This window comes from Pseudoalteromonas sp. 120-MNA-CIBAN-0494 (assembly GCF_040308885.1).
Lineage (GTDB): Bacteria > Pseudomonadota > Gammaproteobacteria > Enterobacterales > Alteromonadaceae > Pseudoalteromonas > Pseudoalteromonas nigrifaciens.
The window spans coordinates 1-1039 of the sequence record NZ_JBEOOE010000083.1 but is presented as its reverse complement, the minus strand read 5'-3'; the positions used below and the strand labels follow the sequence as shown (position 1 = coordinate 1039).

Here is a 1039-nt window from a genome sequence, read left to right as displayed (position 1 = left end):
CAAAGTTTCACGTGCTCCGACCTACTCGATTTCACTTAAAATGTCTTTTCATGTACGGGACTATCACCCTGTATCGTGGCGCTTTCCAGCAGCCTTCCATTAACACATAATAAGCTTAAGGGCTGTTCCGATTTCGCTCGCCGCTACTTTCGGAATCTCGGTTGATTTCTTTTCCTACGGGTACTTAGATGTTTCAGTTCTCCGCGTTCGCCTCGTTAACCTATGTATTCAGTTAACGATACCTGCAAGCAGGTGGGTTTCCCCATTCGGAAATCCTAGTCTCAAGTGCTTTTTACTAGCTTGACTAGGCTTATCGCAAGTTAATACGTCCTTCATCGCCTCCAACTGCCAAGGCATCCACCGTGTACGCTTAGTCACTTAACCATACAACCCAAACGGGTCTTTGTTGTGTGACAGTTTAACTTCGCCAGAAGTCAATATTGAATACTAAAGTAGATACCAATCAATCAACTCAAAGAGTTAATTAAATGGCACTGAATGGTACTGCTACCATTCTTTTTTTACTTTTGAAAACTCTTGATAAATAACAATGTTATTTATCAGAATTTTATTATCAGCTTTTCCAAATTTTTAAAGAGCATATTAATTAGTTATTCCGAAGAACAAGCACTAATTAACAATCATCTGTGTGGACACTACGAACAAATAAGTTCTAAATCGTATAAGGAGGTGATCCAGCCCCAGGTTCCCCTAGGGCTACCTTGTTACGACTTCACCCCAGTCATGAATCACTCCGTGGTAAACGTCCTCCCGAGGGTTAGACTATCTACTTCTGGAGCAACCCACTCCCATGGTGTGACGGGCGGTGTGTACAAGGCCCGGGAACGTATTCACCGCGTCATTCTGATACGCGATTACTAGCGATTCCGACTTCATGGAGTCGAGTTGCAGACTCCAATCCGGACTACGACGCACTTTAAGTGATTCGCTTACCTTCGCAGGTTCGCAGCACTCTGTATGCGCCATTGTAGCACGTGTGTAGCCCTACACGTAAGGGCCATGATGACTTGACGTCGTC

General features: G+C 44.3%; 2 rRNA genes. Both read right to left on the bottom strand.

What is annotated here, in order from left to right:
* Nucleotides 1–384, bottom strand: a 23S ribosomal RNA gene (locus tag AAEY55_RS18070); the annotation flags it as partial.
* 299 nt (nt 385–683) lie between these two features.
* Nucleotides 684–1039 (bottom strand): 16S ribosomal RNA (locus tag AAEY55_RS18065); the annotation flags it as partial.